17 protein-coding genes are annotated in these 26,032 nt (G+C 39.8%); 10 read left to right on the forward strand and 7 right to left on the reverse strand.

All coding sequences use genetic code 11. The features are described 5' to 3' along the window. The first annotated feature begins 157 nt into the window (after positions 1–157). Complete coding sequence (locus J3455_RS02255; RefSeq protein WP_349560923.1) at positions 158–2,437, forward strand: CHRD domain-containing protein; 2,280 nt, start codon at positions 158–160, stop codon at positions 2,435–2,437. A 53-nt stretch (positions 2,438–2,490) separates the two neighbouring features. On the opposite strand, the gene J3455_RS02260 is transcribed toward J3455_RS02255, so the two are convergent. From J3455_RS02260 to J3455_RS02270, 3 genes are all read right to left on the reverse strand, one after another. Next, entirely contained in the window at positions 2,491–2,976 is a 486-nt protein-coding gene (locus J3455_RS02260; protein WP_130052742.1) for a DUF6436 domain-containing protein, read from the reverse strand. Positions 2,977–2,989: 13 nt separating this feature from the next. Continuing rightward, positions 2,990–4,456, reverse strand: a complete 1,467-nt coding sequence (locus tag J3455_RS02265; protein WP_130052743.1) for a methyl-accepting chemotaxis protein — start codon at positions 4,454–4,456, stop codon at positions 2,990–2,992. Positions 4,457–4,532: 76 nt separating this feature from the next. Next, positions 4,533–5,087 (reverse strand): isochorismatase family protein, encoded by a 555-nt coding sequence (locus J3455_RS02270; RefSeq protein WP_349560924.1) that lies wholly within the window; start codon positions 5,085–5,087, stop codon positions 4,533–4,535. Positions 5,088–5,340: 253 nt separating this feature from the next. On the opposite strand from J3455_RS02270, the gene J3455_RS02275 reads away from it, so the two are divergent. Next, entirely contained in the window at positions 5,341–9,789 is a 4,449-nt protein-coding gene (locus tag J3455_RS02275; RefSeq protein WP_349560926.1) for an EAL domain-containing protein, read from the forward strand. Here the strand turns inward: J3455_RS02275 and J3455_RS02280 are convergent. The 4 genes from J3455_RS02280 to J3455_RS02295 form a co-directional block, all read right to left on the reverse strand. Next, a complete protein-coding gene (locus tag J3455_RS02280; RefSeq protein ID WP_349560927.1) occupies positions 9,764–12,550 on the reverse strand; it encodes a response regulator in 2,787 nt (928 codons plus the stop codon). The two genes, J3455_RS02275 and J3455_RS02280, sit on opposite strands and share 26 nt — an antisense overlap. A 63-nt stretch (positions 12,551–12,613) precedes the next feature. Beyond that, positions 12,614–13,507, reverse strand: coding sequence for a cation diffusion facilitator family transporter (locus J3455_RS02285; RefSeq protein WP_349560928.1), 894 nt, complete (start codon positions 13,505–13,507; stop codon positions 12,614–12,616). Positions 13,508–13,766: 259 nt separating this feature from the next. After that, positions 13,767–15,701, reverse strand: a complete 1,935-nt coding sequence (locus J3455_RS02290) for a methyl-accepting chemotaxis protein (RefSeq protein ID WP_349560929.1) — start codon at positions 15,699–15,701, stop codon at positions 13,767–13,769. A gap of 228 nt (positions 15,702–15,929) precedes the next feature. After that, entirely contained in the window at positions 15,930–16,895 is a 966-nt protein-coding gene (locus J3455_RS02295) for an AraC family transcriptional regulator (protein ID WP_349560931.1), read from the reverse strand. 97 nt (positions 16,896–16,992) lie between these two features. Here J3455_RS02295 and J3455_RS02300 point away from each other — a divergent pair, with 97 nt between their 5' ends. From J3455_RS02300 to J3455_RS02335, 8 genes are all read left to right on the forward strand, one after another. After that, positions 16,993–17,313, forward strand: a complete 321-nt coding sequence (locus tag J3455_RS02300) for an Mpo1-like protein (protein ID WP_130052750.1) — start codon at positions 16,993–16,995, stop codon at positions 17,311–17,313. Positions 17,314–17,321: 8 nt separating this feature from the next. After that, on the forward strand, positions 17,322–18,071 hold the full coding sequence (locus tag J3455_RS02305) for a class II aldolase/adducin family protein (RefSeq protein ID WP_130052751.1): 750 nt from the start codon (positions 17,322–17,324) through the stop codon (positions 18,069–18,071). A gap of 466 nt (positions 18,072–18,537) precedes the next feature. Then, the gene (locus J3455_RS02310) at positions 18,538–19,443 is read left to right on the forward strand and encodes a sensor domain-containing diguanylate cyclase (protein ID WP_349560932.1); all 906 of its coding nucleotides are present in this window, start codon (positions 18,538–18,540) and stop codon (positions 19,441–19,443) included. Positions 19,444–19,575: 132 nt separating this feature from the next. Next, entirely contained in the window at positions 19,576–20,529 is a 954-nt protein-coding gene (locus tag J3455_RS02315) for an SPFH domain-containing protein (protein ID WP_130052753.1), read from the forward strand. An 8-nt stretch (positions 20,530–20,537) separates the two neighbouring features. Further along, positions 20,538–20,990 (forward strand): NfeD family protein, encoded by a 453-nt coding sequence (locus J3455_RS02320; RefSeq protein WP_130052754.1) that lies wholly within the window; start codon positions 20,538–20,540, stop codon positions 20,988–20,990. 86 nt (positions 20,991–21,076) lie between these two features. Continuing rightward, the gene (locus tag J3455_RS02325) at positions 21,077–21,913 is read left to right on the forward strand and encodes a patatin-like phospholipase family protein (RefSeq protein WP_349560933.1); all 837 of its coding nucleotides are present in this window, start codon (positions 21,077–21,079) and stop codon (positions 21,911–21,913) included. Positions 21,914–22,012: 99 nt separating this feature from the next. Next, positions 22,013–24,211, forward strand: a complete 2,199-nt coding sequence (locus J3455_RS02330) for a carbohydrate-binding family V/XII (protein ID WP_349560934.1) — start codon at positions 22,013–22,015, stop codon at positions 24,209–24,211. Positions 24,212–24,406: 195 nt separating this feature from the next. Next, a complete protein-coding gene (locus J3455_RS02335) occupies positions 24,407–26,032 on the forward strand; it encodes a methyl-accepting chemotaxis protein (protein WP_349560935.1) in 1,626 nt (541 codons plus the stop codon).

Genomic DNA, 26,032 nt, shown 5'->3' on the forward strand with positions numbered 1-26,032 from the left:
AAAGTTTAAATTCTTAATTTCACCAAAAACCAATACTAAAGAATTAAAAATTAACTTTTATGCAACCTTTTTTGATCGCATTTTAAACATCTTCCGTAAGCCTTATTGAAATGGACACGTCGTAACGTCCGAACATACAAAGATATAAGGAAGAACGATGAAATACATACTCTTATTAAGCAGCCTACTCCTGGTAACTGCTTGTAGCGATGACGATGATAACAAAGAAGTCATCACACCACCGCCACCTCCTCCAGTTCAAGAATTCACTCCAAGTAAAACCTATGCTGTAACTTTAAGTGGCAAACAAGAAGTGCCAATGAATGATTCAATGCAAACAGCGACTGCAACAGTAGAGCTTGACGAAAGTTTAATGCAATTTCGTGCAACGCTTGATGCAAGCTCAGTCGAAGGTTTTAGCGCAGCACACATACACGACGGCGATTTAGGCGCTAATGGCGATGTTGCTTTTGCATTTGAAGCCACTACCGATGGTGTGTATGAAGTCGCAATCACCGACCTTGATGAAAGTTTAATCGCTGATTTAATGGATGGTGATTGGTACATTAACCTTCATACTGAACAGTATGCAAACGGTGAGCTTCGTGCGCAAATTGTGCCAGATACAACCAGCATCATCACGTTTGTTTTAAACGGCGATCAGCAAGTTCCTATGAATGACAGTGATGCTATGGGTTATGGCTACGCATCTTATGACAGTGCCACAACAGAATTACGACTTCGCGCAGTGACAATGGGTGTTGATGACGCAACAGCTGCTCACATCCACACCGGCAAATTAGGCTCAAATGGTGATGTATTCGTGACTTTAGAGCAAGACGATGAAGTAATGACCGACTGGGTAGTGCCAGAAGGCACCATGATAGACAGCGACACTCTGGCAGTACTTTTAGACGGCGGTCACTATGTTAACGTTCACACACCGGAATTTACCGGTGGCGAAATTCGCGGCCAAATCTTAACAGACAACTACGCAGTTGCGACCTTTGACTTGAGTGGTAATCAAGAAGTACCCATGGTGAGCACCATGGCTGATGGTGATGGTTATGCCCTAGTTGATACTACTGACTACAGCGTAGAGCTTACTGTTGTAACGTCAGGCTTGGACGATGCGAGCGCTGCGCATATTCACACAGGTCGTATCGGGACTAATGGCGATGTATTAGTGGCGCTTGAACAATCAATGGATGATAGCAATGTCTGGATGACACCAAGTAATACACAAATCAATGCTGATATTTTTGCAGTGCTTGCTTCTGGCGGTCACTATGTCAATGTTCATACACCTGATAATGCTGGCGGCGAGCTTCGCGGGCAAATCCTAACTAGTAACTATGGCTTTACGAGCTTTAAACTAAGCGGCGAGCAAGAAGTCCCTGCTGTCGAAACTGATGCAAGCGGTGAAGGTTATGCATTAATTAACATGGATAACTATGCTTTAGAACTTGTGGTAAACACAATGGGTGTTGATGACGCGACAGGAGCGCACATTCACACTGGCCGAATTGGCACAAATGGCGATGTGCTCGTTGCACTTGAGCAGTCAACAACTAACGCAGGCATGTGGATGACACCAGCAAATACCATGATAAACGCTGAGATCTTTGAGGTACTTGCATCAGGTGGTCATTACGTTAACGTGCATACACCTGCTAACACTGGTGGCGAAATTAGAGGTCAGATACTAACAGACAACTATCAGCTTGTTACCTTCCCACTTAGTGGTATGCAAGAAGTACCTGCGGTCGATACCATGGCATCAGGAAGTGGTTATGCATTAGTTAATATGGATAATTACCATCTAGAATTAAGAGCTTTAACCGAGGGTGTGAGTGATGCAACTGCAGCGCACATTCATACAGGTCGTATAGGCACCAATGGCGACGTACTTGCCGCGTTAGAACAATCAAGCGATAACATGAATCTATGGCAAACACCTGAAAACACCATGATTAATGCAGATATTTTTGCAGTACTTGCATCAGGTGGCCACTACGTAAATGTGCATACTCCTGCTAACCCAAGTGGTGAACTACGCGGTCAAATCCTTACTGATAACTATGTGTTTGTAACCTTCCCGTTAAGTGGTGAACAAGAAGTACCCGCGGTTACAACAGATGCATCTGGCGATGGTTATGCACTTGTTAATACAAACGATTATAGCGTTGAGCTGCAAGTACTTACATCGGGTGTAAGCGATGCAAGTGCAGCCCATATTCATACCGGCGTAGCAGGTGAAAATGGCCCTGTGTTAGCTCCTCTTGTTCAAGACAGTGATGATATGAATCGCTGGATGAGTAGCACTGGCTTAATGATCAATGCTGAGATTTTCTCAGTTTTAGCTTCAGGCGGTCATTATGTAAATGTCCATACGCCTGCCAACCCAAACGGTGAGATACGCGGCCAAATTCAATAATTTTATAGAGTCAGAGGCCAAAATACTTGGCCTCTTTAACTTACCTTTCTAGCTCAATTAATTTTACAATAACACCCCTCAGCATCTGAATTAATAAACCGACTATTAAAACCTGCTCGTAAGTTTGCGATTACTAACTCAACAAAGCCATTCTGACTTGAACACGCGAGTCCTTTTGATAATGGCCCTGCATATACAAGCTGTTGATTTTCTGAAACAAGTACTGCGGCAGGTTGAGCGGGTAAAATTTCAGCAACCGCAGATGTTGGTTTAAGTTTTATTACTTTAACACCTTGTTCTGCTGCATAGCTGCTAAGGCTTGTTATGTGCGGTTGTGAACGCGTTGAGCATACACAGGTATTTTCATCAATAATGTACAAGGTATCTGTATTGGTGATGCCAAGCCCCATTCTTTGTTGAAAAGCAGGTAGCCAGTTGGCTGTGGCTAGCTTTTTATCTGGATCAAAGGTGCTAGCTTGTTGAGAGTAAGCAAACACCAAGGCCAATGCCACAGAGGCAACCCAAACCAGGGTTGCCACTATTACCCATTTACTATTTGAATTTAGCAATACCTTGCTCCAGCACATCGATACTTACATCAATTAACTGGACGCGATCGGTGAGTTTTTCAATCATCAGGTTGTCGTTGGCTTGGTTAGCAATTAAGGCTTGTGAATTCTCGGCAATGGCACGTGTATTCCCCGCTTGATTTTGCACTACATGTGCAACCGATTGTGAACTACTTGCGGCAACATTAACCTGCTCTGTCATCTCTGTAATTTGCAGCTTCATCTGTGAGCTAATTGCTGATAACTGTTCGATAAGTGCGACACTACCTTGCATCGACTTGGTTGATGATGCGCTATTTTGCATCAAGCTTTCGAGTGTATTGGTTATTTTATCTGTAGTATTTTTACTTCGTGTTGCCAAATTTCTTACTTCATCAGCAACAACCGCAAAGCCACGGCCTTGCTCACCAGCTCGAGCAGCTTCAATTGCGGCGTTTAGCGCAAGTAAATTCGTTTGCTCAGCAATTGACGAAATCTCATTAAGTAATTCAGAGATATGCGAACATGCACTTACAAGTTGGCTAATGTTTTGGTCTGCTTCTTGAAGGTTATTGGCAAGTTCAGCTGTTTTACTGTCTGTATTCGCTACTTCATTTAGTGCTTCTGTTGCACTTAAATGGAGCTGCTCAAACTGTGTTTGCAGCTCATTACTTTCATGTTCAACATGAGCAAAGCCTTCAGAAACTCGTTCACCCGACTGCGCTATATCCGTCGATAACTGCTCACGCTTAACAGCTTGCTCATGTAATTCGTCATGTACTTCAAGTAATTGTTTAGACTGATTTTTTAAAACACTACTTTGACTTTGAACATCACCTATCACAGTGGATACAAAACCCAGTAAGCGGTTAAAACCCGCCACAGCTTCACTATGTCTATCATCCGCTCTTAAACTAATATTAATGCTGTTTTCGTCGGCCATTATCTGCTCTGTCGTTGTACTTAACGATAAGCCTGAACTGCGTTCAAGATGGAGGGTTTTAGCAATGTAACCCGCTACAATTGCTTCAACAATGGCATATACGGCATGAATAAGTACGGTGCTAAAATACAATCTGTCTGGGTCAAAAACGTATAAACCGACTTCGTTTATCTGTAAAAAGTAAAAGCTCAAATGGTGAACGGCCACAAAAGTAAGTGCTGTAATGAACACTCGCCATTCAACAAACATGATCAATACGGCCATTAAAATAAAAATTTCAAAGTGAACTTCAATGAGGCCGTAGCTTTGTTGGATGTGTAAAAACGAAAACATCATGCAACCGGCAGCAACAACATGGGCTGTTAATTTGCTCGTTGGGTATTTATGGAGCATCCAAAGCGGTAAAGACAGCAGTAATAAACCGGTTACCACACCCGTTATCAAAGTCGAATAGATGAAGCCTAAAACCAAAGACTCAATAAATAAGAGAAGGAACAAATAAGTAAAAAGGCGGCGCACGCTCGTCATAGATAAAGCCTTAATTATTAGATAATTTACAAAAACACAATTAATCGAGCCAATACGGTTTGATGCGAATCATGGTTCACTTTATTAATTGCAATAGTGCTCTAAATTGATCTGTCCCTGCTTTTTCTAGCCATTGAAATATCACACTTTCTGTACATGTAATAATAGCACCTGCTGCCAATAGTTGCTTAATCGCCAGCTCTTTATGTTTTTCATTACGTGATGCGATGGCATCTTCCACTACAAACACTTGATAACCATTGGCAATTAAGTCTAAACAAGTTTGCAGTACACAAACATGTGACTCCGTACCCGTTACCACCACTTGTTTACGGTTAAAGCCAGCCAATTGATTGTTAAATTGCGCTTCTTGGCATGCGCTAAAATGTATTTTGTGATAGCAATTGTTGTCATTTATAAAGGGTAAAAGCTGTTCACTACTTTTACCTAACTTGGTTGGATTTTGTTCGGTAAATAAATAGGGAATATCTAATGCCTTAGCTGCTTTAATCAACTTTTCTGTGTAATTAACAGCTTGATTAAAATCGTTTATAACCGGCTCAAGCCCTGCTTGTAGGTCAATAATCAATAACAAAGCACGATTTTTTTGACTTATAAATGAATGGCGCATCACTTTCTCTGATAAATAACAATTGAACTAGTTATAGCATAGGTTTTAATTTCAATACCAAGTAGACCTTATTACTAATTTAACTTTTCAGAACCGTTATTTACGGTCATAATTGTGCTATATTTTGTTAAAAATTATGCGTAAATAATAATTTAGGGTTAATCAGTCAGTGCCTAAACTTTTTCTTTTGATTCTCAGTCTGCTTTTCTTCACGCTAACTTCAACTGTGTTTGCGCAAAATTACGCTTTGCAAATGCAGCGAATTTCGACTGATGAAGGCCTTACACAAGGCAGTGTAACTAAAATTATACAAGATGATTTAGGCTTCATTTGGATAGGCACCTACCAAGGGTTAAATCGATACGATGGTTATCAGGTATCGCCTTTTGCTGGAGAGTTCATTCTTGATCAGCGGCAAATTACCGCAATGCACAAAACTGAAGACGGAAACATTTTTGTCAGTACCGAATTCTCAGGTGCTTTTTTTATTGATCCTAAAACCCTGAAAGTTGAAAAAATTTACTCTGGCAAACTCGATCCAGAAGATGTTTTCTTCTCGCCCATTTTAGCTGTTACTGAAGATGACAACTTTTTTTACTTCGCAATTGCTCAGCATGTTTATTCATACAACAAACTATCTAAAAAGTTTTTGCATGAATTTTCAATCAATAAGGAAGAGCATATCGTGCGAGCTCTCACCTTACACGACAACTTTTTATATATAGGCACTTCGGATGGGCTTTTTTCAAAAAATCTTGCTGATGAACATATCTCGCATATTCCACTGACAGATAAAACACATACCACAGAAGATAATAAAAACGTTAAATTTTTAAAGGTCGATACTGAGCTCGGCTTACTTATAGGCACAGTAGAGGGAATGTTCAATATCCCACTAAAGGCCAATCGTTTGACGTTTGATAAGGTAAAACTATTAATCCCTAACTTAAATATTTGGGACTATTCTGTTAGCTCGTTCGGTGAGTATATCGTCACTGAAAAAGGCTTGTTCGAATTTAATCGCGAAACTATGTCTATTGAGTTCATCTTAAACTTTGAACAGAGTAAGTACTTAATGACTGACAATACAATCCAAGATGTGATGGTTGATAAAACTGGGCTGCTTTGGCTTGCATCGCGCTCTCAAGGGGTATTTACATGGTCAACACTGGCAAGGCGTTTCAAGCATATTGAATTAAAAAACAACCAAGTTAGCTTCAATAATAATATTTGGACGGTATTACAAGATCAAAAAAATACGATTTGGATTGGCACTGATAATGGCCTAATGAAGTACAACCAGCCAACTAAAAAGGTTACACCATTCTTAGTGAGCAACGATGAGAAAGCATTTCACGGCCAACACGGTATTTATGGTGTTGCTGAAGCAAATATTGACGATAGTGACCGCTATTTATGGCTAATGAAATATATTGGCCTTGTACTTTTTGATAAACAAACTGGCAAATTAGCGCCCTTAAAAGGCAATGCAGAAACCATACACCTTATAGAATACGGCCCTAACTGGGGCTTTAGTGCAATGGGCAATGATCAATTTGCATTTTTGGATGAACAAAACTTTTATAAATATAACGGAAAAACAGGTGAACTTGTCACAATTAAAGGATTAAAAGAACAAGTCGACATAGTTAATGCTCATGGTTTTTTAAAGCCACTTCCCGATTACCCCGACGAGTATGTACTCAGTATGTCGGGCAAGTTGTATCGCTACAATGAGCAGACTGAAAAGTTGACACTTATATACCAAACAGAAAACTATAACCCATTAGCGTTCTATACTATTGATGACTGGGTGATAGATTATAATAACACTCTTTGGCTTGGTTCATCAGATGAAGGGCTTATCGGCATTGATTCTAAAACTTATGAGGTTAAACATCGCATTAATATGCAATCAGGGTTGAAAGCTAAATCTGTTTTTGGATTGCAAATAGATCGTTTTGGCTTTTTATGGCTGGGTACACAAAATGGCCTTTACCGACTTGATTTAAGCTCTTTAGAACTTGACAGTTATTTTATTCGTGATGGTTTAACCGTAAATGAATTTAACATTGATTCCGACACTACATTACATAATGGACAACTTGCATTTGGCACAACACGTGGCGTACTTTTACTTTCACCGGAGGACTTTTTATCATCCCCTGTTGAGGCTGGCAATATAAATACCGAAATCACCAATGTGTCGTTACTATCGCGTGAGCTCAACTATCACCCCTACAAATATGTAAACACGCCTCTTCAGATCACTTCTGAAGATATGGGCTTGGCTGTTACCTTTTCTAATTTTGATACTATTAATAAAGATAAAACATCGTATAAAGTGACCCTTGATGGACCAACGTCACTTGAATACAACAAGCTAACGACCAACGAAGTTTTCTTTACTAAATTGCCACCAGGTGATTATGTTTTATCGGTAACATCGTCAACAGAATTAAACGATGCAATATCTTCAACTAGACAACTAAGGTTTAATGTTGCACATGCACCTTGGTCATCTCCTATTGCCGTTACAAGCTATGTTATTATCGTCTTAGTTATTTTATTTTTCATCTTTTGGCAATATCGTGCTCGTCAACAAATGATAGGACGCGCTCACGCAGAAGTAGTAAAATCACAGCAGCAAACTGAACTTGCCTTGAGTAGCACCAAAAGTGGCGTTTGGGAAATAAACCTTGCAGAACAATTTTTAAGAACGACACGTTTTTCTGCTGAACTTGGTTATGATGAGTACAAAGATGGTATAAACCTTAAAGAATTTATAAAGTTAGTTCACCCACATGATCACAATTATGTTACTAACCAGTGGCAAATCTTTTGTAAACAAACTAATAATGAACAATGGAACATTACTTACCGGTTAAAACATAAAAATGGAGGTTGGCTTTGGTACGAAGATATTGGCCGCATTGTTGCGACTGATGAAACTAATCGTCCTCTAAAAATTACCGGTATCTATACCAATATTACTGAACAGCGCGCTAATGCACAGCAGGCGAGTGTGCTCGGAGAAGCGTTCGGACAAATAAATGACTGGTTATTAATTTTAGACAATCAACTTAAACCATTTTCTGCTAATGCCAGCTTTGGTGAAGCATTCGCTACGCCAAACAATATTGCAGAGCTAACTAGCAGCGACTTTATTGCTGCAATTGGTCGAAGCAAATATATTGAATATATCAACGTATTAAAAACACTTAAACCAAAACAGAACTGGAAAACAGAAGCTGTTATTCGCACTCTAAAAAGCCCAGCACATCCCGTTCATATAAGTGTTACTGCCGTGGCCAAAGAAAACCACACAATTAGCTATTATGTGATTGTTATTTCTGACTTAACAGAGCAAAAACGCGCTGAAGACGATTTACGCTATTTAGCGAATTATGACCCACTCACAGGGCTGCCAAATCGAACTCTGATGCATTCAAAAATTAGTCAATGCATAAGTAACGCTAAAAAGCACAATAAACTCGCAGCATTGCTGTTTATAGATTTAGATAAATTCAAACCGGTTAATGACTCATTCGGTCATGCTGTAGGCGACCAATTACTGTGTGATATAACACAAAGAGTAAGCCTGATCTTACCCGAAAACGCGGTTATAGGCCGCCAAAGTGGTGATGAATTCTTAGTCCTTATTAAAGACTTACATTCGCCACAAACTCTCAGTGAGCTGGTTAAAAAGTTAACTGACGAGCTAGCAAGCAAAGTCATTATCGACGATTTTTCAATTAATATTTCTGCAAGTGTTGGTGTGGCTCTTTACCCATTTGATGCAAAAACTGCAGATGATTTAATTAAAAATTCTGATATAGCCATGATGCACGCAAAACAATCTGGCCGGAACAATTTTAAATATTTCACGGAGCAAATGAATAACCAGCTAACCAAAAAGCTATTACTTGAAAATGCCTTAAAAGATGCCTTTAAAGATGATGAGTTATTTAATAATTATCAACCTATCGTTAATGCCAAAACTAAAAAAATAAACGGCGTAGAGCTTTTAATGCGCTGGAAGAACGAACAAGGTTTTGTATCACCAGCAGAGTTTATCCCTATTGCCGAGGAGATTGGCTTAATTGATGCGCTGACTGAGCAAGCACTTGATAGAGCACTAACTGAGCTGATGCCTATGCTTCGTGCTAATCCACAGTTTTATTTGTCATTAAACCTGTCGCCAACGCATATTTTAAAATCGAACTTAACTGAGCGCTTACTACTGATTTTAAATAATCATATGGTTAAACCTGTTCAGCTGCGCCTTGAAATTACAGAAAACACGCTTTTAGAAGATAAAGAGAAAGCATCAAAGCAACTGCAAAAACTTAAAAATGCTGGTTTCAAACTATTACTTGATGACTTTGGTACAGGTTACTCGTCACTGACATACCTTAGCCAATTCCCGATTGATGTGATCAAAATTGATCAAAGCTTTGTGCGCAATATCGGCCAAGATAAGAGTAATGAATCAATTATTAAAACCATTCATGCGCTGTCATCAAATTTAGGTTTATATTGTATAGCTGAAGGGGTTGAGACCAGTGAGCAAATCAGCTTCTTAACCGAAATGGGCTGCGAAGATTTACAAGGTTATTATTTTGCCAAACCCATGTTGGCCGATGACCTAATAGCAGAAAGCACGATTCAGGCAGTTATTGATCGACTAAACGCGCTTTAAGCCATTTATTTAAGCATCGGTATAGCTCATCTTTGTTAATTGGTTTAGAGATAAAGTCATCCATGCCCGCCATAAGGCAACGTTTCTGATCATCTTCAAAGGCGTTCGCCGTAATAGCGATAATGATTGCTTCGCCATAAAGCGCAGGGTTTTGTTTGATTTCGTGTGTACATTGATAGCCATCCATGTGCGGCATTTGGCAGTCCATCAAAATAATGTCTGCTGTAAAGCTTTTAAGCTCTTTAAGCGCCTCTAAACCATCATTGGCCTTTTTAATAGTACACAGGGTGTCCTGCATCATCTTTTGCAGCACAATTTGATTTACAGGGTTATCTTCAACAATTAATACGTTAATGCCACTTAGAATTGGCTTGTCTATACTTTGCTCTGCCTTTTCCTCTGCACCACTTTCAGTCACAGGCACGACAATAGTGAATTCACTTCCCTCACCTTCATGACTCACTAAAGAGAGTTCTCCATCCATAAGCTCAATAATGCGCTTACTAATGGTTAGTCCTAACCCAGTACCTCCATATTTACGGGTGGTGGATATATCGGCTTGGGTAAATTCAGTAAATAATTTTACTTGTTGATCCGCTGAAATACCTATACCTGTATCGCGAATTTTTATTTCTAGTGCATTATTTGCCATTTGGCAGTGCATGTTTATTTCACCTAACTCAGTAAATTTGCCAGCGTTACTCAAGATATTGTTGACGACTTGGCTAAATCTGAGTGGATCTAAACGGATATAATCAGGGATATCATCCGCAATACTAAGGTTAAATTGAACCCCTGGCTTAACGCTGGTAGTGCTAAAGATTTTAGCTAACTGAGCAAGTAACGATTTAACCTCAACAGCGCGATTTTCAAGTTTAAGTGCACCAGCTTCAATTTTAGAGAAATCTAAAATATCGTTTAAAATCAACAGTAAGTTATTTGCACTTTGGTGTATCATTGCCAGCTCATCGCGCTCACTTTCTGGCAGATTAGGATTTTCTAACAATAGTTGAGTCATCCCCAAAATACCATTTAGTGGGGTACGAATTTCGTGACTCATATTTGCTAAAAACTGAGATTTAGTGCGGTTAGCCTGATTCGCTAAACGCACAGCTTCGACTAATTCGTTTGTTTTATCATTAACCTGCTGCTCGAGCTGAGAATTAAAATCTGTCAATTTATTATTTAATAATTCGTTTTCATGGTTCGCTTGATGTAAGCGATTAAAATTAAGCACAAGCTTGTTTGCTAAACTCGAAAACTGAGACTGCAAACGACTTACCTCGAGCCAGGTTTCTGGTAAGTCGGTATCAGTGATTGCACGTTCAGGTTCAAATTTATCGATTTGTTCAGCCAACTTTTCAATTGGAGCAATTAACCAGCGACTTAACTGAGTGATAAATACACTAGTTAATAAAATAATGAACAAAACCATTACTAAAGACTGACCCCATGCACTCACAGCAACATTGTTTGCGTGTTTGCGATTAAGCATGGTCATCACAATCCAATTATGTTCAGTAGAGCGAGCTTCCCTAGCGTAATACTGTTGCTCATCTTCCGCATCAAACATTTTAAAACGCGCTTCATCAGCAAACGAGTCTATCTCATCGTCAGTTAATTGTTGTAACTCTTTAAAATCATCCAGGGTGCTAAATACTACTTTATTGGTGGGATCTAAAATCAATAGCTCCCCTTGGTGACTAAATAGGCTTGGTCTGAGGCCTGCAAAATAATCAAACATCAGTGAGCCTTCAACAACCCCTGTAAAGGTGTCTTCAATATAAATCGGAGCTGATACTGCAACAATCGGTAAAGAGCCAAAGCCACGGCCTTTAAAAATTGTTGAGATATAACCAAGTTTATTATTCGGTGCATTTATAAAATAGTCACGATCAGCCACATTGGGGCGTATGTTTGATTGCTGCAAACTAATCGCTAACGATTGTGGGTAAAAATGAGTAACATTGGCCAGTGCATCAGCAATGATCTGCGTTCGAAAGTCAGGATACAAGTTAGCCATATTTTCAAGCGCAATCTGCCGAGGAACACCATTGGCAATACTTCGAGCCGTTAATACCAAGCCTTTTTTATGATGATCGAGGTGAGCATCAATCATCCGTGCAATTTCCTTCGCTTTCTCTTTTAACTGCTCATTTATCTCGTACTCAATACGTGAATAATGGTTATTGGTTAGTACTATTGAGGTTAAAATAACCACCAACACTACCAATAAGGTCACAACATAGTTAAGAATTTTGTATAAAGACGAATAGTGTTTGTGCCATGAATAGCGGCTAAAAAAGAAGCTCAATAAATCAATAACAGATAAGTAGATAGCCGCATTTAAACAGTATTTAGCAAGCGCAATGGCAATAGTTAGGATTGGTAAACCTAAAAAGAAATGCCCAAAGCTCCAAAGTAGCGGCAGACCAATCACAAACCAAAACAGCATGCCTCTTAAAAAAACTGGGCGCGATTTTGATAAGCAAAACAACTGCAAACATATCAGTTCTAAGGCAAATACAATGGAAGGCCACGCATGCCCCCAACGGTAAAAAATAAACCCTGTACTTAAAATGAAAGTGATTATTGCAAACCGCCAGCCAAGCAGCAGTAAGCTTAAGATCACAAAAAACTGGCCAAGAATAAATTCTGAGCTATCTAGAAACCAAATTGGCAGTAAATTAACAACTCCAGCAATACAACCAAGCAGTAGTGCAGCTAAAAAGTTAAAATATGAAGACTTATTTTGAAGCAAAAAAGGTATCCTAACTTCATAGTGATACCTTTAAATTAAAAGAAAATTAAACTTTTTGCCACTTTAATTAACATAATGGCACTCATGACTTTCTATTTGCAGCACACTTTTTTTGATTTTAAAGCGTGAAAGTAATAGCTTTTCTACTTTTAAGCGACACGCTTCATCGTGCTTTTCAACGGTACAATGCTGTTTTAGCACGACATGAGCCCCAACAACGATGTCTTTATCTTGGCGCATTACAGTTACATTGTGTACATTCTGAACGTGCTCAATAGAGGCTATGCTTTGCTCAATATCAGCCACATCTGGTAATTTACTTCTGTTTTCAAGTAAACCTTGAATGCAACGAATAATTACTTTAGCCCCTGTAAACAACACAAAGGTCGCAATCAACATACTCGATATAATATCGACTTCAGCCCACTCAGTAAGATAAATTAAAATACCAGCAAAGAAGGTTGAAACAGTTGAAATTAAATCAAAAAATGAGTGTAAAAAGACGGCATATACATTGATACTGGCTTTACGTCCCTTATATAAAACCCATGCAGCAGCACCATGAAAAAGAAAGCCGATAGCAGAAATTACCGACATCAAATAACTATTAATTTGTAAATCGTGACCATCGTTATGATGAAGGTAACGTTCACCACCCTCATACAAAATAATTAAGCTAATACTTAAATATAAAATACCATTGATCAAACCGCCGATAAGTTCAGCCCGCTGGTAGCCATCGTTAAAGTTTTTCGCAAAATAAATCGCCATGCTTGAGGCGATAAGTGCAATAAATAAAGAACTGTTATGAACAAACAAATGCCCAGCATCAGCAAGTACAGCAAGCGAATTTGAATAATAGGCGCCAATAATCTGTATAACCATAAACGAACACGTTATAGCTAAAGCAATCAACAAGCGGCGTCTAGATGCTTGGTGTGTTGTAATATCTGTCATGAAGAAGTGAAATACCTATTAGCTGGAAATGCGGTAATGATATAAAGTCTCAATTGTAATACGCAGCGCTCTTAAACGCACTAAAAACTTAGTTAATAGTCTCTCTATGAAAGTTTTTTGCGCAATTTGTTAGTAAAAAGAAAGGAATTAGCAGTAAACAAGTAAACTAAAAACTCACTTGTAAGCTAAAAAACAGTAAGACGTTAACAACAAATGTTGTTAACGTCTTTTAATCAAGGCTGATTTAAAGAGCAGTCAATTAAACTTTAAACTGACTTACTAAGTCTTTAAGGTGCTGGGCACGGGACAATAAACTTTGCGTACCGCGTTGTTGCTGTTCTGCATTATTATGGATTTGCATGGCACTGTCTGAAATATCATGTGCTGACTGATTAATATGTTCAACAACCGTACCTTGCTCTTCTGTGGCTGCAGCAACCTGATGATTACCTTGACTGATAATTTCAAACTTCTGCTGTATAGACTGAAGTGCAGACACCGCAACATGCGTAAGTTCAGTGACTTTTTGGCTACTTTGCGTGCCCTCAGCAATCGCTTCTTGTGATTGCAATGACGAGCTTTGTAAGCGCGAAATTTGCTCTCTAATTTCAGAAGTTGATGTTTGCGTGCGCTGCGCAAGTGAGCGCACTTCATCTGCTACCACCGCAAAACCACGGCCTTGCTCGCCAGCACGAGCGGCTTCAATTGCAGCATTGAGTGCCAATAAATTAGTTTGCTCAGAAATCGCATTGATCACTTCAACAACCGAGTTGATCTCTGCAGCTTGATTTGCAAATTCACCGATACTTTGATCAACCGTACTCAAAATATCATTTAGTTCATTCATAGTTTGTGCTGTGGCAGCCATACTCTGATTGGTTTGTACGGTTTCTCTTACCGCTTCTTCTGTGTCGCTTGCTGTGCGATGAGCAATATCAGACACCTCATTAATTGTTTGTCCCATCTGTGTAATAGCAGTGGCAACTTGGTCTGTTTGCGCGCGTTGATCTTCAGTGGCAACAAACGTTTTATTGGCAAAGTTCGCAAGGTCGTCAATACCCTCTCGCATTGCTTGCTCAGTGACACTGATTTCATCTACCAACTCGGCTACTTTACCTATAATTGCATTAAAGCCCTTAGCAAGATGCCCTAACTCATTATCAACACTGTCATCTAAGCGTTTTGTTAAGTCACCACCGTGGCCCGCCATACCAAGTAGCTCGTCACCAACACTGCGTATTTTCTTACTGAGCCAATTCGCAAAATAAAGCGTCAGCACTAAGAAGATGCCCGCAAGCACGACACTCACAATAATCGACATCCAAACGACAGTATTAATTGCACTTGATATCTCTTGGCGTGGCTGAATCGCCACAAGAGTAAGACCAGTACCTTCAATCGGCATAACACCAGCGTAAACATCTTCGTCTGCGAGCTCGACTTGCGATAGTGTAAAGCCAGTGTGTTTACTACTCAGAAAACCTTGTAATGTGCTTAATGAAGCCACACTGGTAACTTGTTTACCAATATAAGCATCATTTGCGTGTGCAATAATTCGCTTGCTATCATCAATTAAAAATAAATAACCTTGCTCGCCAATTTTACGCGACGTGACAATGCTAGAAATATCTGAAATATCATAACCAAGCCCTGCAACACCTAGGCGTTGCCCAGCTATTTCAACTAAAGTATTCACGTATAAAGTGAGGTGTCCGCCCTGCTCACTAACATCTAATGCGAGCGCTTGGCGTTTATCTGAACTGATAAAGTCAAAAAACCAACTGTCTCTTGGTTCATTTTTAGAGATAGACTTAAAAAAGCCTTCTTGCGTGTAATAACTCATTGAGTTTTTACTCACCCAAAACACCGATGAGGCACCGCTTTTTCTTTGTAAGTCTGCAAAATACGCCATTACACGTTGATGAATAGGCGAGCTTTTTTCGCCTTCGGTCATCCAAGTATGCAAAATTTGATTTTCGGCTAACGACTGTGACACAGAGATGGGGTAACGCATTTGAGCATCAACTTCCGCAGCCACTTTACCCACAGCGTCAGGCAATAATTGCTTTTCTGTTTGTTGGTAATAAAGCCGAGAAAATTGGCTGGTATTGATTAAAGCGCTAACCACAGTGACAACAAACAATGCAATTAACACAAAACTAATAAAAATAGTACGCAGCGATAAGTTTCGCATTCAGCAGCCTCATACTTAATGGGGGGGTTTAGTTTCAGATCATCCTTGCGTCCTATTTGAAATTTTAGTTAACAAATTCGTGTTAAGCAATTGCTAGTTAAGCTTTTATTATTGTTTTTTTGTAAATAGTTATCAAACTCAAATATTATCGGAACAAACACCAATTTGTACCGATTTAATAATTAAAGTAATACCTGACAGGCATCAACTAGATCAAAGTAGCACTAACTATGATTCAGCTATTATTGCCATTTTTTGCTTGTACACTTTTGGCGACATACCATACCAGCGATTAAAGGCATGATGAAATGCACTAATCTCTGAATAGCCACATAAAAAGGCAATTTCTGTTACTGACAGATCAGTTTCGTTTAATAATGAAACACTTTTTTGCTGCCTTAAACTTGCTAGTTCTTTACTAAAACTTGTGCTCTCTTTTGCAAGTCGGCGTTGTAACGTTTTTTCACTCATATTAAGTGCTTTTGCCATTGCTTTACTGTTGGTTTGCCCTTGAATTAAATGCTCCTCGAGTAAAATTCTCAGCACCTGCGTTACATTGGTTTGCGTCACCAGTTTCATCTGACCTGATAACACAGGTTTACTATCGGTTTCTTCACTAAAAAATAGGCTATGGGTATGCGAGCCGTATTCAACTTTGCAGTTAAAGTGCTCATTAATTTCACTGTGTGGCTCTTTACGCTTTAGGCAAATTCGCGTTGGGTGCCACTCTTTTCCCTTTACAGTACGCGCTATTTTTAAACAAAACGCCATCGGTGCTTCGTAGCTTAGCAGCGACATATCGCGCTCACCATCACTAAAGTTAAAGCGAAGTTCATACTCACTTCCATGATCAATGAGTGACACATTATGTGTGTCACCCATTAATTTTTGATAACGCAATATAAGCCGAAAAGCACTCAGTAAATGTGTTGCTTGAACAATAGCCATACCAACCACCGGAATAGCGCGCACATTCATGTTACTGCCAACATAAAGACCTAAATGAGTGTTTGGTAACATCGCTTGCGCCTGCTTCCAAAGCGAACTAACACTGGCTTGTGGATATCGGGCTGTTTGGCTGCTTAATTCTGCTAAAGGAATATTTGCTCCTGCAAACAACTCATTGATTGGTAAGCCCTGCCATTTAAACGATTCAGCCATAGCGCGTAGCCACCAACTTGATAAGGTTCTCATTCGCGTCCCAAATAAACAATTTAATGACCTATATTATCAAGTAAACAAAATAATAAAAGCCTATTGTTAACATGTTATTATCAACGGAGACAGCAATATGGGCACTGTAGCAAGTAAACGCGAGTTCGCGAGTTTTAAAGAGTTTTACCCTTATTACTTACAAGAACACAAAAATAAAGTCTGTCGGCGCTTACATTTCATTGGCAGTTGGTTTGTTTTGGCAATTTTGTTTGCCGCTATTTATCAGCAGCAATATAGCTGGATAATTTTATGCCCGGTGGTGGGCTATGGCTTTGCTTGGGTTGGTCATTTCTTCTTTGAGAAAAATCGTCCAGCAACGTTTACGCACCCTTTTTATAGCTTTATTGGTGATTGGGTAATGTTTAAAGACATTATTGTTCGCAAAGTACCATTTTAGAAAAGACCATGACTATAAAACACACAGTATCAGAGCAAGAATGGAAAGCTCGTGTTGAGCTAGCTGCCGCGTATCGCCTAGTTGCTTTATATGGCTGGGATGATTTAATTTTTACCCATATTTCAATGCGTGTTCCCGGCACAGACAACGAATTTTTGATAAATCCATATGGCATGATGTTTCACGAAATTACGGCATCAAGTCTCATCAAGGTAGATCAGCAATGTAATAAGCTGCATGACAGTGAATACCCTGTTAATCCTGCGGGGTTTAATATCCATAGCTGTATTCATATGGCGCGTGATGATGCCCATTGCGTTATTCACACCCACTCACTCAATGGCACGGCGGTGTCTGCAAACAAAGACGGCTTATTGCCTATCTCTCAGCAAGCTGTTGTTGTGCACTCAGGTTTGGGTTATCACGACTACGAAGGCATAGCCCTTAACCCTGCTGAGCAAGATCGTTTAGTGAATGACCTAGGCACGAATAACTTTCTAATGCTACGTAATCATGGCCTATTAACAGTAGGTAAAACGGTCGCTGATGCATTTTTGTTTATGTATGTTTTTGAAGCTGCATGCGCTGTACAAACTCGTACTTCACAAAATACCGAACAACTCGTACAAGTACCTAGCGCGATTATTGATGGTATCAAAGGGCAAACAGAAATTGCCACTAAGGGACTGGGTGGAGCAATTGCTTGGCCTGCCTTGTTACGCTTATTAAATAGCAAAAGCCCCGGTTACGATGAGTAAGGAAACACCCTACACATTAATAGCATGGCTATAATAGGGCTGCTTTTGCCAAAATCATGCTTATATGACAAAAAACAAATGAACTTTTAAGTGGAGGCTGGTTTACATAATGACACCCTCGCTACTTTAATTGCTAGCACAATAATCAATAATGCTGCCATGGCAATTCTGGAACGGTTTATCAATGTTTGTAATTTATTTAGCGCTCAGCATACAAAAACAGCCTTACTAACATCTGTACAAAAGCCAAAAGTGACCACTACAATAGTTAAAAAAATAATGATACTAAAAAAAGCTAACCAAACTTAATAACAAAGTTCATCAACCATCTTCATTATTATTTTTTTAATTACTTTTCAAAATCATACCTAAATCATTAGTTGTAATTTTATCTTTGTGGTTAGTCTTGTTTATTAAGATTTTTTCGTCCACTATCAATTTATGGCTTGTTATATAGGGACATATTATGGCCAAATTTAATACAACTAAATTACCTGTGCATATTGCTGAGTTAAAGTTTGCACTCGATAACGTACCCGCATACGTTTATATAAAAAATGAACTCGGACATTACGTTTATGCAAATAAACTGACTCTAGACTTATTTGCATGTTCTGCTCAAGAATTACAATATAAAACCGATACCGACTTTTTCCCTCGCCCAGATGCCAAAAAACTCGCAAAAATAGATAAACGAGTACTCAGCGGAGAGCGAACACGAGAAGAAGTTGAGTTGACTTTTCCAGGTGGGCACACGTTTATTTTTTGGGAAGTAAAAACCCCTATTTTTTGTGACTCAGAGCCAAACAAAGTAATTGGCATTTTAGGCATTGCAACTGACATTACTGAACGAAAATACCATGAACAACAACTCCTCTATGCTGCCTCTACCGATCCCTTAACTGAACTTTTAAATCGCCGCTATTTTTATATTCGCTTATCACTTGCGTTAGAAATGAGTAAGCGCGACCAAAGTTATGGTGCTGTGATATTTATTGACCTCAATAAATTCAAAAAATTAAACGACCAATATGGCCACAATACAGGCGACGCTTATCTTGTTGAAATTGCCAATAGAATGAAAGCCGCTGTGCGCGAGAAAGACTGTTTAGCCCGCATTGGTGGCGACGAATTTATAGTCTTACTTGAAGGCCTAGGTCGTGATGAGCAAACAGCCAAACGCAACGCCCATCGCGTTGCTGATAAACTACAAACCGCTATCGAAATTAAATTTATTTATCAAGATATTAACTACAAAGGCTCTGCCAGTGTTGGCGTCACCATGTTTTTAGGCACACAAGAAACAGCCGATGAAATTGTGGCGCAAGCTGATCAGCACATGTATATGATAAAACATACACTTACCGATTAAACGAGCCGTAGGTTTGTATTCAACAAAATGAGGCAACTCTAAAACCAGTACCGATTACAAATCATTAGCGCGCTTTGCTTTGTGGTGGTAATCTGAGTGGCAAAATAATATTAACTGTATTAAGGAAAGTACATGGATCCCATTTCTAGCATTTTAGACCTTTTGTTAAATGTAGAAGTCTTTCTTCTAATTTTTGTTTTAGTGCTACTAAAAAGTAGCGTTAAATTTGTGCCGCAAAATCGTGCCTGGTTAATCGAACGTTTCGGTAAATACCATTCAACCAAAGAAGCGGGCTTAAACTTTATTGTGCCATTTATCGACCGTATTGCCGCTGATCGCAGTTTAAAAGAACAAGCGCAAGATGTGCCTTCTCAGTCTGCTATCACGAAAGATAATATCTCGCTTATCGTCGACGGTGTGCTGTATTTCCGCGTGCTTGACCCGTATAAAGCCACATATGGTGTTGATGACTATGTGTTTGCGGTTACTCAGCTATCGCAAACGACGATGCGTTCTGAACTTGGAAAAATGGAACTCGATAAAACCTTTGAAGAGCGCGACATGTTAAACACCAACATAGTTACCGCGATTAACCAAGCTTCTGAGCCTTGGGGAATTCAGGTTTTACGTTACGAAATTAAAGACATTGTGCCACCAAACTCTGTAATGGAAGCCATGGAAGCACAAATGAAAGCAGAGCGTGTAAAACGTGCGCAGATTTTAGAGTCTGAAGGTGACCGTCAATCTGCTATCAACGTGGCAGAAGGTAAAAAGCAAGCCCAAGTCCTTGCTGCCGAAGCTGAAAAAGCAGAGCAAATTTTACGCGCCGAAGGTGAAGCAAAAGCGATTATCGCAGTTGCTGAAGCGCAAGCAGATGCACTGCGTAAAGTAGGTGAAGCAGCGGATACAGAGCAAGGTCAAAAAGCAATTCAACTCGATCTCGCCACTAAAGCTATTGCTGCAAAAGAAGCGATTGCTCGTGAGTCATCTGTGGTATTACTTCCTGAAAGTGGTACTGATGCAAGCTCACTGGTTGCTCAAGGGATGTCTATTATTAACTCTTTGAATAAAAAGCAACAAAGTTAGGTGAGCTGATGGCATTTTTAGATACCCATTTAGCCGAAGCATTAATGATTATAGGTGTTATCGCGCTCATTGTTGAAGTTGCTGTACTGGGTATGAGTACCTATGTACTACTGTTTTTAGGCTTATCTTTATTTGCCAGTGGCTTATTAATGAATATAGGCTTACTTGATACGAGTTACACCACCGCGCTTTGGAGCAATATAGTGTTTACTCTAGGCTTTGCTGTAGTGCTTTGGAAACCACTCAAACGCATGCAAGATAAAACCGATACTAAGCCAATACATAGCGATTTTGCTGAGCTTACCTTTATCGTGAACGCTGATGTTGATGATAAAGGGTTAACCACGCATCAGTATTCGGGTATTACATGGCAATTAAAAAGTCAGTCTCCCATTGCTGCGGGTAGTACTGTAAAAGTGACCGACAAACAAGTTGGCGTACTTTGGGTAGAAGCGGTATAACTTAGTTAGAGTCAAAACTCTATTTAGTTTTGTAACCGTGTTTGCTATGGTTAGAAGCACTCACGGTTACAAGCAAGGTTGCGAAAATGAACAATAACAAGGCGCTGGTTGTAGAAGGTGGCGCAATGCGTGGTATTTTTGCCACTGGCGTATTGGATGCCTTTATTCAAGCCAATTACCAACCTTTTAATCAATGCTATGGTGTTTCTGCCGGAGCCACTAACATTGCTGCCTATTTGTGCGCCCAATACAAACGTAACCATGCGGTGATTACCGATTACTCTTGCCGACCTGAATTTATTGATTTTGTTCGTTTTATTAAAGGTGGCCACCTGTTTGATTTAGACTGGCTGTGGCAAGAAACCATCCGTGATATTCGCCTTGATCTCGACACCTTCAAAAAGCAAGCCAGTGAGTTTTACATTGTTACAACCAATATACAAACTGGACAAGCAGAGTACTTAAAAGCTAGTGCAGCTCATCTTGAAGAGCAATTAAAAGCCTCATGTGCTCTCCCTATTGCTTATCGAGAATTTCCCATTATCGACAATTTACAACTCACTGATGGCGGCGTCGCTGATTCTATTCCAATTCGCAAAGCATACGAGATGGGTAATAAAGAAATCACCGTTATTTTATCTCAACCTCTTGGCTATAAGAAAAAGCCAGCTAAAGCGCCTTGGCTTGTAAAGCGTCTTTATAAGAGAACCCCAGCATTAGCTGAAGCAACCCTCAGACGCGCAGAAAATTACAATCAAAGTATTGATTTTATTACCAACCCGCCAAGCGATTGTAAAATTAATATTATTGCACCGCCACCTAACTTTGCTGTTGGTCGAACAACAAAATCATTTGAAAAACTCAGTGCGGGTTATGAAATGGGCTTAAATGCGGGTGCACATTTTTTAACTCAAATTGCCTAATACCCTATATGAACTAATACACTAAAAAAGGAACAATCTTCAAGCGTTTTCGATGTCATTGGCTATACTTTAAATAGTTATGTTAGCCAAGGATTGACCATGAAACTCCCCCTGCCTTTTATTACTGCCCTCAGGGTTTTAATACTCTCTTTTTTCTGCTTATTTTCATTTTATAGCCAAGCTATTGAGTGGCCGCAACAAGTGCAAACATCACAAGGCACACTTATAGTTTATCAACCACAACCCGAGAAACTAAACGGTAATACTTTAACAGCCCGTGCAGCAATGTCATTTTCGGTTTCAGGCAATGACGCTGTGTTTGGCGTATTTTGGTTTACCGCTAAATTAGATACTGACCGCGAAAACGATACCGTCACCGTTCGCAATATGACTGTCACCAATGTACGCTGGCCTGAATCAAAAGATGCTGGAGAACAACAGTTTACTGCTGTCGTTAATGAAGCAATAAAAGCCAGTCAATTCGAAACCTCTCTTTCGCAACTCACCGCCAGCCTGGAAAGTGCAGAAGCAGCAGAACAAAGTTTAACGCAATTAAAAACCGATCCTCCGGCGATTATTTTCAAAGAGCAATTGTCAGTTTTACTTAGTTTTGATGGTGAACCTAAGTTTAGTAAAATTGAAAACAGCCAATATGAGCGCGCTTTAAACACCGCCATGACAGTGATTAAAGATAGCAAAAGCAAACTTTGTTATCTCACCGATGGGCAATTTTGGTATCAAGCAAAACAAGCCAAAGGGCCTTATGAATATACTCAGTCGCCACCGGCTGAACTTGTAAAAATGCTCCCTAAAGATACGGAAACATCAAGTCTTATTGCGCCACCAGCCATTGTTGTGGCAACTAAACCTACCGAGCTCATTGCAACAGATGGCGAAGCTAAATGGAAAAGCCTAACCGGTGGCGAGCTCATGTATGTGTTTAATACAGAAACCCCATGGCTGCGTGATATGCAAACTAACAATATGTACGTATTGTTATCTGGGCGCTGGTATCGCTCTAAACAGCAAACAGACCCATGGACATTTGTACGTGGTGATGAGTTACCAGAGAGCTTTGCCAATATTCCACCTGAATCAGATTTAGGTGGCCTCAGAGTTTCGGTTGCTGGTACTGAAGAAGCTGACGAGGCTGTATTAGATGCTAAAGTGCCTCAAACAGCGGCTATCAGCCGTAAAGACACCAGTTTGACTGTGTATTATGATGGCAAGCCTAAGTTTGAACGGATCCCAGGCACGCAGGTTTCTTATGCCATTAATACCGATGCACAAGTGCTGCAAATTAAAGGCAAATATTATGCTGTCGATAATGCGGTGTGGTTTAAGGCAGACTCCGCACAAGGGCCTTGGCTTGTTGCTGATAGCATTCCAAAAGACGACATAGCAAAAATTCCTCCAAGTTCTCCTGTATACAACGTGACATATGTTGATATTTACGAGTCAACCCCTGAAGTAGTTTACGTCGGTTATTACCCAGGTTACATGTGGTCATACCCTTATTATGGCGTGCCAGTGTATGGAACAGGTTGGTATTACCCGCCATACTGGGGCGGTGGCTACTACTACCCCCGCCCACCGACTTGGGGTTTTAATATTGGCTATAACAACTGGACAGGCTGGTCTTTTGGCTTAAGTTGGAGCAATGGTTTTTTAAATCTAGGTATGAATTGGAATGTAGGTTGGCCAACCCATTATCGACCTTATCATTGTTGTAATGGCTGGTATGGTGGTGGTTACCGTGGCCCAGTTATTATTAATAATGGCAACATCAATATAGGCAACAAAATTAATGTCGGCCATAAACCGGGGCATCTTAATAAACAGCCAAGACTTAATATTTATAAGCGCGATCAAAGTAAATCTCGTCTTGCCTCAAAACAGCAGGTTAAACGCGATTTAAAAACTGCTATTAGCCAACGCGATAAGGCAAATAATGTTTTCGCTGATCAAAAGGGTAACGTGCTCAAACATGATGTTGATAAATGGCAACAACGTGTAGAGGGTAAATGGCAAACATTACCCAGAGATAAACAGCAACAAATCAAAGATCGGTCACAAAACATTGACCGCCAACAAGTGCAAAATAAATTACAAAGCATAGATAAAAGTAAAGCGAGGCAAACATTGCAGCAACGCCAGCATACGCAAAACAGACAGCAAAATCGTATGCAGCAATTAAATCAAGCAAATAGAGCACGTCAGCAAGGTATGCAGCGCCAACAAATGCGCCGCAATACACAAAGACAAATGCCTAGACAATTGCCTAACCGAGGCCATTAATGTAAAAGTAGGTACAAAACAAGGCCAGTGTAAATACTGGCTTTGTTAACTTGACTAGCGTTAAGCACGCTTCATAACTATTTAAAAGATGAAATACCTACCTAGATAAAAAGCTTCAAAATAATTGCAAAAATTTGCTTAAAACCATTTATCTATTAATTTTAATACTAAGTCCTTACAAAAATTTGCACGCTCATGTTAAATAACTATACCGTTCGTACGCGATTAGCCTTATTGGCTTTGTTACCGGTTACAGTTTTTGTGATCACATCTATTTTTACAATGTCTATTATGTCGAACTTGATAAAAGGCATCGACAGTTTGTATGACGATAGAGTCATACCTCTTGAGCAGATAAAAACAGTATCGGACAATTACGCGGTTAGCATTGTTGATTTATTTCATAAATACCGCGCTGAGCAAATTTCAAAAACTGACTTTCTAGCCGCCGTTGAAAATGCAAAAAAAGTCGCTGACAACAAATGGAAAAGCTACTTAGGAACCAAGCTCACCACAGAAGAGCAGCGCCTAGTAAATATAGTTGAAAAGAACCTCAGTGTGGTCGAAAGCGAACTCAGCACGTTTTTAACCCAAGTTAAAAGTGACCAACTTAAAGCAGTACCTAACAAGGTGTTCGTAAAAAGTCTTTATGATGTGTTTGACCCACTCAGTGAAAGTTATCAAGGACTTATAAACTTACAAATCAATGAGGCTAACAAGTTTAAAAACGCCGCAGATAAAGATTTTGCTCAGGTCAGTATCGCTATGACAGCATCTATCACAGTTTTAATTATTTTGTTGCTGGCTATTGCCTTTATTATATACCGCTCTATTCATAACCCATTGTTATCTCTGAGTGAAACGATAGGTTCTATCTCTGAGAATGCCGACTTACGTCTGCGCGCCAAAACCCATGGTAATGACGAAATCGCCCAAGCAGCACATCACTTTAATGCCATGATGGAACGCATTCATACTTTAGTAAATGATGTAACGAGCGCAACACTCACACTTTCATCTGCGGCTGAACAAATGAACTCAATTAGTGATCAAGTAGCCAGCACAGCCACAGAGCAAGAACATCAATCGGCGATGATTGCAACTGCCATTACGCAAATGAGTAGTGCGATTGAGCAAGTTGCCGCCAATGCATTATCAACGTCAGAAAAAGCAACTCACACAGATAAAACAGCCAAACAGGGTCAGCAATCTGTGCAGGAAAATATTGATGCAATAAACCGCTTATCACATATCGTTAATGCGAATACAAAACTAATCAATGAGTTAAACACACAATCAACTGATATCAATCAAGTGGTGATGATGATCCAGGGTATTGCAGAACAAACGAACTTACTTGCGTTAAATGCCGCCATTGAAGCTGCCCGTGCAGGTGAGTCAGGTCGCGGTTTCGCAGTAGTGGCTGATGAAGTTAGGCAGCTTGCGCACAACACGCAAAAAGCCACAGCGAGTATTAATGAAATGATTAGTAAACTACAAGCAATGGCGCAGCAGGCCGTGACCGCCATGGGCAATGCCGACGAAAGTGCCAAACAAAGTGTTGAATACGCCGAGCGCTCATCACAATTACTCTCTGAAATTACTCAAGAAATGGCTCTTATTGCCGATATGAACAACCAAGTATCCACTGCAACAGATGAGCAGACCACTGTTGCCAACGAACTAAGTTGTAATATTAATGAATTTAGTAGTAGCATTTCACTGGTTAGCGAAAGCTCGCAACAAAATGCGCAAGCCAGCCAAGAATTGGCTTCATTGGCTTCGAAATTACAACAGCAGGTGCATGTTTTCAAAGTATAA

It is taken from the genome of Pseudoalteromonas sp. NFXS39 (assembly GCF_040148775.1).
Taxonomy (GTDB): Bacteria; Pseudomonadota; Gammaproteobacteria; order Enterobacterales; family Alteromonadaceae; genus Pseudoalteromonas; species Pseudoalteromonas apostichopi.